This is a genomic window from Kitasatospora sp. NPDC059088, from assembly GCF_042738155.1.
In the GTDB taxonomy this organism is placed as follows: domain Bacteria; phylum Actinomycetota; class Actinomycetes; order Streptomycetales; family Streptomycetaceae; genus Kitasatospora.
The window spans coordinates 4,080-10,469 of sequence record NZ_JBHYGR010000217.1; the positions used below are offsets into that span (position 1 = coordinate 4,080).

The 6,390-nt window shown below is 72.4% G+C and carries 9 protein-coding genes; all 9 read left to right on the forward strand.

What is annotated here, in order from left to right; genetic code table 11:
* The first annotated feature begins 163 nt into the window (after window positions 1-163).
* Window positions 164-1,039: a hypothetical protein gene (locus ACFWXO_RS43720; protein WP_380532441.1), complete on the forward strand. Its 876-nt coding sequence runs from the start codon at window positions 164-166 to the stop codon at window positions 1,037-1,039.
* Window positions 1,040-1,144: 105 nt separating this feature from the next.
* Window positions 1,145-1,450: a hypothetical protein gene (locus ACFWXO_RS43725; RefSeq protein ID WP_380532444.1), complete on the forward strand. Its 306-nt coding sequence runs from the start codon at window positions 1,145-1,147 to the stop codon at window positions 1,448-1,450.
* Window positions 1,451-1,511: 61 nt separating this feature from the next.
* On the forward strand, window positions 1,512-1,769 hold the full coding sequence (locus ACFWXO_RS43730; protein WP_380532447.1) for a hypothetical protein: 258 nt from the start codon (window positions 1,512-1,514) through the stop codon (window positions 1,767-1,769).
* On the forward strand, window positions 1,766-2,122 hold the full coding sequence (locus tag ACFWXO_RS43735) for a hypothetical protein (protein ID WP_380532450.1): 357 nt from the start codon (window positions 1,766-1,768) through the stop codon (window positions 2,120-2,122). Before ACFWXO_RS43730 ends, ACFWXO_RS43735 begins: the two co-directional genes overlap by 4 nt.
* Before the next feature lie 302 nt (window positions 2,123-2,424).
* The gene (locus tag ACFWXO_RS43740) at window positions 2,425-2,802 is read left to right on the forward strand and encodes a hypothetical protein (protein ID WP_380532453.1); all 378 of its coding nucleotides are present in this window, start codon (window positions 2,425-2,427) and stop codon (window positions 2,800-2,802) included.
* Between the two features lie 155 nt (window positions 2,803-2,957).
* Window positions 2,958-4,205 carry a hypothetical protein gene (locus tag ACFWXO_RS43745; protein ID WP_380532456.1) on the forward strand — a complete coding sequence of 416 codons (1,248 nt, stop codon included), beginning with the start codon at window positions 2,958-2,960 and terminating at the stop codon, window positions 4,203-4,205.
* 189 nt (window positions 4,206-4,394) lie between these two features.
* Window positions 4,395-4,964 carry a Pycsar system effector family protein gene (locus tag ACFWXO_RS43750; protein WP_380532459.1) on the forward strand — a complete coding sequence of 190 codons (570 nt, stop codon included), beginning with the start codon at window positions 4,395-4,397 and terminating at the stop codon, window positions 4,962-4,964.
* A 191-nt stretch (window positions 4,965-5,155) separates the two neighbouring features.
* Entirely contained in the window at window positions 5,156-5,725 is a 570-nt protein-coding gene (locus tag ACFWXO_RS43755) for a hypothetical protein (RefSeq protein ID WP_380532462.1), read from the forward strand.
* Between the two features lie 199 nt (window positions 5,726-5,924).
* The gene (locus ACFWXO_RS43760) at window positions 5,925-6,122 is read left to right on the forward strand and encodes a hypothetical protein (protein WP_380532465.1); all 198 of its coding nucleotides are present in this window, start codon (window positions 5,925-5,927) and stop codon (window positions 6,120-6,122) included.
* Window positions 6,123-6,390: the final 268 nt, after the last annotated feature.

A 6,390-nucleotide genomic window follows, 5' to 3' on the forward strand; every position in this document is an offset into this window, starting at 1 on the left:
ATAAAACCCACCCCCCCCCCCCCCACACCCCAACCAACCCCCCCCCACCCCCCCCCGCGCGGCCCCCCCCGCCCCCCCCCCCCGCCCCCCCCCGGAGCCGCTCAGGCCCAGGGGGAGCGGCGCGGTCGGCAGGGCCGGCAACCTCATGAATGGGAGCACCACAATGACCTGGCTTCTCGACCGGGCGCGGACCCTCGCGCTGGCCGGCTCGCCGTCTGCCCGCACCCTCGTGATCGACTTCGACGGGGTGATCCACGACCAGTTCGACGGATGGCGCGGCGGTGACCTCTACGGCCCGCCGATCCCGGGAGCCGTCGAGGCGCTTCACCGCTACTTCCGTGGTGGCTGGCACATCGCCGTCGTCACAGCCCGTGACGAGTCGCACCACGCGAAGATCCGGGCCTACCTGGAGGAGCACACCGGCCTGCCGGTCGTCGTCTCCGAGCGGCGCCACGCGTACTGGCACGGCCCGGAAATCCTGGTGACGAACGTGAAGCCGGGCGGTGTGGGCTACGTGGACGACAACGGCGTGCGGTTCAGCGTGGCCGCCGGCGGCTGGGCCACGGCCCTGGCCGGACTGCCGGCCTCGCCGAACGATGTTCTGCGGCCCGTGAAGGAAGCGATCCGGGAGAGCGGTGTGAAAGACACCGAGCTGCTCCTGACCGCCGATGAGCGCACCCGCCTGCAGGTGCTGCTCGCGGGAGTGAAGCCCGCCGGCAACGCCGTGGTCGCCGACCTGACCCGGGCAGTAGCCGACATCCAGGGCCACGACCACCCCAACTGGGAGGACCTGTTCTGCGGGAACCTCACCAGCTGGGCCGGTGAACGCGCCGGCTACCTGCTGGCTCGCCTTCTGCTGCGCGAGGAGGAGGTCGAGCGGCTGCGCGCCCAGCTCGCCGAGCTCACCAAGTCCCCGTCCGAGCGAGCCAACGACCGCGTCCGGACGCTGCGGGCCTCCGGCGACGTCGAAGGCGCGATCGCGGCGGCGGAGGCCTTCGCGGCCGAACAGGCCGCCGAGGTAGCCAACCCGCGCCTCTGACCGGCACCACCGGCGGGGCCACCACGGCCCCGCCCCCTGTCCATTCACTCGTTCCGCCCGGCACAGCCGCCGGGCCGACCACCGACAACCACCGAGGCCATCTCCATGTCTACCTCTGCCGCGCACCTCGCGCTGCGTCTGCTGCCGCTGGCCCTGCTCGCGCTGTTCCTCGTGGTGATGCTGCTGCCGCAGACCCGCCGCTGCGCCCCCATCCAGCGCCTTCGGGCGTGGCTGCGGTCCGCCCTCCCGGCCGGGAAGGCCGGGACAGCGGGATCGCCCACCCTCGGACGGCGGGCCCTTGGCGCCCTCACGGTCCTGGCCGCGCTGCCGCTCTACGTCATCAGCAGCGGGATCACCGCGGCGGCCGGCGTCGCCCTCGCGGCCATCGGCGCCGTGCTGTACACCGCCTGACTCCAGTTCCGACCGCAGCACCTCTCCCCTGCCCGATCCCAGGAACCAGTTCGGAGGACCTATGAAGCGCCTCATGCGGCCGCTGGCCGGCACCCTGCTCGTCGGCTCCCTTCTCACCAGCTGCACGGCGGCCGCCTCCCGCCCCAGCGCGCCGAAGACCTACCCCACCGGCACGGCCACCAGCGCACGCCCGTCCTCTGCGGCTCAGCCCAGCCGCAGCGCGTCCGCCAGCGCATCCAGCGTCAACCTCACCAAGGCGTCGAGTCAGCCCGGTGCGCCGGCGAAGTCGACCACCCCTGCCCCGAGGAGCACACGATGAGTGTCACCGAAGACCAAGCGCCCCTGGAGCCCGGCAGCGCCCGCCCGTTGCCGTCGGCCCGGCGCGCCCTGCGAGGGGTCATGCACGTCGCCAAGGTCGTGGCCGGAGCCGCTCTGATCTGCGCCGCAGTACACGCCGAATGGCATCTGATCCAAGGGACGGCCCACCAGCAGGTGGTCGTCGTGGCCTTGGCCGGGACCTGGATGCTCGTCTACCGGCTCAGCCGGCACGAGGAGATCTCCAGCCCGCTGAGGCGCGTCAGCCGAAGCTGGGTTCTGTGGAGCTCAGTGCTCGTCGTCGTCGACGAAGCAGCCGCCTGGCCGCACGGCCTGATCGCCGCCCACCTCGGCTGATCCGCCGCGGGCCCAAGCCCGGGACCGTCACGTTCAACGGTGAGCCCCGAAGCCCCCGGCGGCCAGGTTGCGGCCGTAGCCGGGATCCTGCATCCCGGTGACCGATCATGCCCCGCACCGCAGCGGATGATCCGGTGGTCTGCCGCACCCTCGGGGTGGCAGACCACCGATTCCGGGGACATCGAGCCCGTCGCCTAACCAGAATCTGTCCCTAGAACCAGGTCAGGACGGCGGCAAGGCCCGTGCCGGGGCCGCCGGAGCTCGACCCGCCGGCCCCGATCGCACGACAGGAGACCAACCTCTTGCTCAACCGCCTCCTCCGCCGCCGCCAGGTCCTGCCCGTCGCCGAGCTGTCGCAGCGCCTCAACCGGGCGCTGCGGCAGGCCAGCAGGAGCTGGCTCGAACCACAGTCCCCCGAACGACAGGCCACACCCAAGTCGCCGACGGACTTTCAGCGGCCACTCGAAGAGGCCTACCGCGCCCAGACCGCGGTCCTCGCCGACGTTCACGAGCTCGCCGCAGCCGCCCGGGCGCACCTTCCCGACGCCGACCACGGCCGCCGGATTGAGGAGTCCATCGACTGGGCGGTCTACCTGATCGGCCAGGCCGAGAGAGCACTGCACCGGGCCGCTCTCGAAACCTGCCCGGACGCGGACCGGCTGCCCGAACGCCGCCGCTGAACAGGGCCACGAATCCACGGTCACGCAGGAGCCGCTTCATGCACCGACAGCCCGGTCCCGCCGAGCGGTACGGCGCAGCCGCCGCACCGTATACCGCGCCCGACCCAACCACCTCCACGCTTCGCCAGCGCGCGTTCCACATCGAAGGAGACGCCATGCCCACCACCACGCTCACCGCCCCGGCCACCGTGACCGTCAAATCGGTCAACCGGAGCGACTGGCCGCAGGTCTCCACCCTGCATCCCGTCGAAAGGTGCCTGCGCATCACCCTTGACCCGGCCGCACGGGAGCTGTCCGCCTACATGAACCGCCGCTCCTACAGCAGTTGGGCGGAAGACTTCCCCAAGCACCAACTGGCCGGAAGCCGGGAGTGCCCCACGGGGGACGAGGGCCAGCCCGGCACCCCGCCCGAGGCCATCCGGTCCTACCACTGGTTCCCGTTCGGCTGGGCCAGCGCAGAGGACGTCAACGCGCTCATGCATGCGCTGGCGCCGGTCGCCGCCGAGCTGCTCGACTCCTTCCAGCCGCTGCCCGACCATCCGGCAGCCCTCGACTGGACCCCACGCAGCGCCGGCCTGCTGCACCTGCTCTCCAAGCTCGCGCGGTTCCCCGCCCACTACGTTGGCGACGGAGCCCCCCGGCAGGACCAGATCGACGCCGCCGCCCGCGAGACCCTCAAGCAGGAGAGCCACTACGTCACCTGGCGCGAGCTCCACCAGGCCGACCCTTCCGTCGCGCGCGGCGAGTGGGCCCTGGCCGACGACGCCACCCTCGACCAGATCGCCGAGAAACTCGCCGCCACCATCGACCCCCGCCCGCACCTGCCCGAGGGCCACCGGGCCTACAGGGTCACCAGCGTGCGCGCCGGCCTGTACGAGTACCGGCAGAAGGCGGCGGCCGAGCTGAAGGTCGTCCAGGCGGGCACCTGGTACGCCGAGCACCCGGGCCTGGGGGAGAGGATGCACCCCAGCTGGGACGAGGCCGAGCTCGAGACGCTCTACCCGGACGAGGCGCGCGCCGCCGCCAACCAGGGCTTGCGTCTGGTCGGTTTCCTCCCGCACGCCCTGCGGGTCCGTGACCAGCTACGCGCCCAGACCCGCACGGAGCTGCGGCGCCGGGCCTCCGCCGCGGCGACCGGCAGCACGCCCCAGCTGCGGACGGCGGTCGCCGCTCTGCTGCTGGAGGTCGACTCGTGGAGCGACCCGACCGACGGAGCCGAAGACCGCGATGCCCGCCTCGGAGAACTCGCCGGCATGAGCCCGGAGGCCGTCGCCCTGTTGCGCGCCCGCATTGGCGGAGCGGACCACTGGGACGGATGGATGCCGGTCGTCGTGGTGCGCGACGCCGAACCCCGCCCCGCGCCGGGGCAACGGCGGCGCTGGTTCACACGGGCCGCCAAGTGACGTACACCACACGTCGGCTGCCCACCTTTGGGCAGCCGGCTTCCGGTGATCCGGAAATCATGGCGACTCCCAGCCCAGCAGGGCGCCGCCGGACTTCTCGCCCGACCCACCGTGCAGGCCGGCCAGCCCACCGGCCGGCCTGCACGGCGCATGCACGGAACGGTATCCGTACGAGGGGGACTACCCACCATGAGCACCACGACGACCACGCAACAGAACTCCGGCGCGATGCCGCCGGACAACACCGCCGAGCCTGACCGCGACATCGAATCGACGGCAACCACCAGCACCACTGGTGCCAGCGAGACGGAACCGGCCTTCACCGCCGACCGCGGCCTCGAGATCGAACTGGCGGCGGTCACAGCCGACATGGCGCGCGTCGAGCCCAAGGCCGGGCTCGTACTGACGTTCGCGACCGCGGTGATCGCCGGCATCGCGCTGCTGCCGAAGATGCCGTCGGCCGCCCTTGTTTTGGCCGCGATCGGCCTGGCCGCCACGCTCCTCGCGACGGCCCTGGCCATTGTGGTGGTCATGCCCCGCTTGGACCGGAGCCGGTCGAGCAGCTTCACCCGCTGGGCGTCGATGTCGCCGGAGGAGATCCCGGCCGCCGTGGCCGTCGACCGGCGTGCGCAGCGCCTGCACCAGATCAGCAAGCTGTGCGAGTGGAAGATGAACCTTCTGATCTGGGCCTCCGCCAGCGTCTTCGTTGCCATCGCCGCTGTCGGAGGGGCTGCCCTCGTCACCCAGTTCGCGGCGTGAGCGGCCGGGCCGCCGACTGCGGTCAACCGCCAACCCCGCACGACCGTCGGCCCCCGCGGAGAGCGCCCACCGCGATCTGCAGCACGCCCCTGGTGCCGTTGCGGCCGACGACACCGCCCCGACCGGGATCTCGGAAGTCGAAGCAGCACACCGTGAGCGCGCGCCGGACGGCGCGCAGAAGGGACCCCACCATGACCGCACATCCCCACCCGCCGATCCCCAGCGGCGCCATCGGCAGCCAGCCCTCCGATCACGACCTGGCCGAAGCCCTCGCCACCGGCACCGTTCTCCTCGAACTTCCCTACCGGGGCCACCGCACCCAGGTCGTCGCCACCCCGTACGGGGCGTTCGGCAGGCGCGACCGCCTGGGCTGCTTCCTGGAGATCGCGGCCCAGACCATGCACCAGTGGACGCCGTTTCCCAACCCCGAGGCCGCCACCGCCTGGTGCCGGAACACCGCCGCCGCCAGTCTCTACGGCATGACCCCGGCTCGGGTCGACCAGAACTTCGCGGTGTGGCACGGAAACGGGTGGAGCGTTGAGATCGACCTGCGCCGCCAGCGGTACATCATCGCGGTGGGCCTGCACCCCGGCACGACCTACGAGGTCCTGGCGGCCCGCGAGACCCCCGATGAGCCCTTGGCGGCGGCGGAGGCCCGCGGCTGGGCCTGGCTGATCGACAAGATGCCCGAACCGCTCACCCACTGGCCCACCAGCATGGTGGACGAGTACTGCCGCCGCGGGTTGCTGGCCGCGGAGTAGAAGACGGCTCTCCACAGCGACGGCCAGGCCCCGTACAGCCTTCGGACGACCTCACCGAGCGACTCGAAGACGAAGCACCCGTGCGCGCCCGGCAGGGCCGTGCCCCAGAGCACCAGCAGCACCGGCACCACGGGGGCCAAAACAGCGGTGGCCCAACGGGCGGGGACCAGGACGGACCATCAACGAGAAGAGGGGATCAGTGAGCGACCACCTGACGGACGAAGGGGTCGCGCGTCGGATGGATGAGGCGGCGGAGACCGCTACCCGAGGCCAGCGCCGCGAAGCGGCCCGCCTCTACAGCCAGCTCGGCACGGACATCCAGGCCCAGTTCGGGCGCTTCGACCGCCGCGCGGTTGACGCCTTCGAAGCCATGGCCCGCGTGATCAGCGAGGACTGACGGCCGTCGTCATCCCCACCAGTTGCTGCGACGGGAGAGCACCGCCCCGGGCCATGTCCGGGCCCGCGAGCCCGCCGCGCCCACCGTCAGCCGCCGCACTGTGGCGGCGCAGCGCGCGGTCCTGCCCCTGCGGCGGGAGTCCGCCGACGAAACCCGAGTGGCGGGGGGGGGGGGGGGGGGGGGGGTGGGGCGTGTGGACGAGCCCCCTACGGTCGCGGGGTCTGGGCGGGGGGGGTGAGGGGGGGGGTTGTGTGGGTGTGTGTGGGGT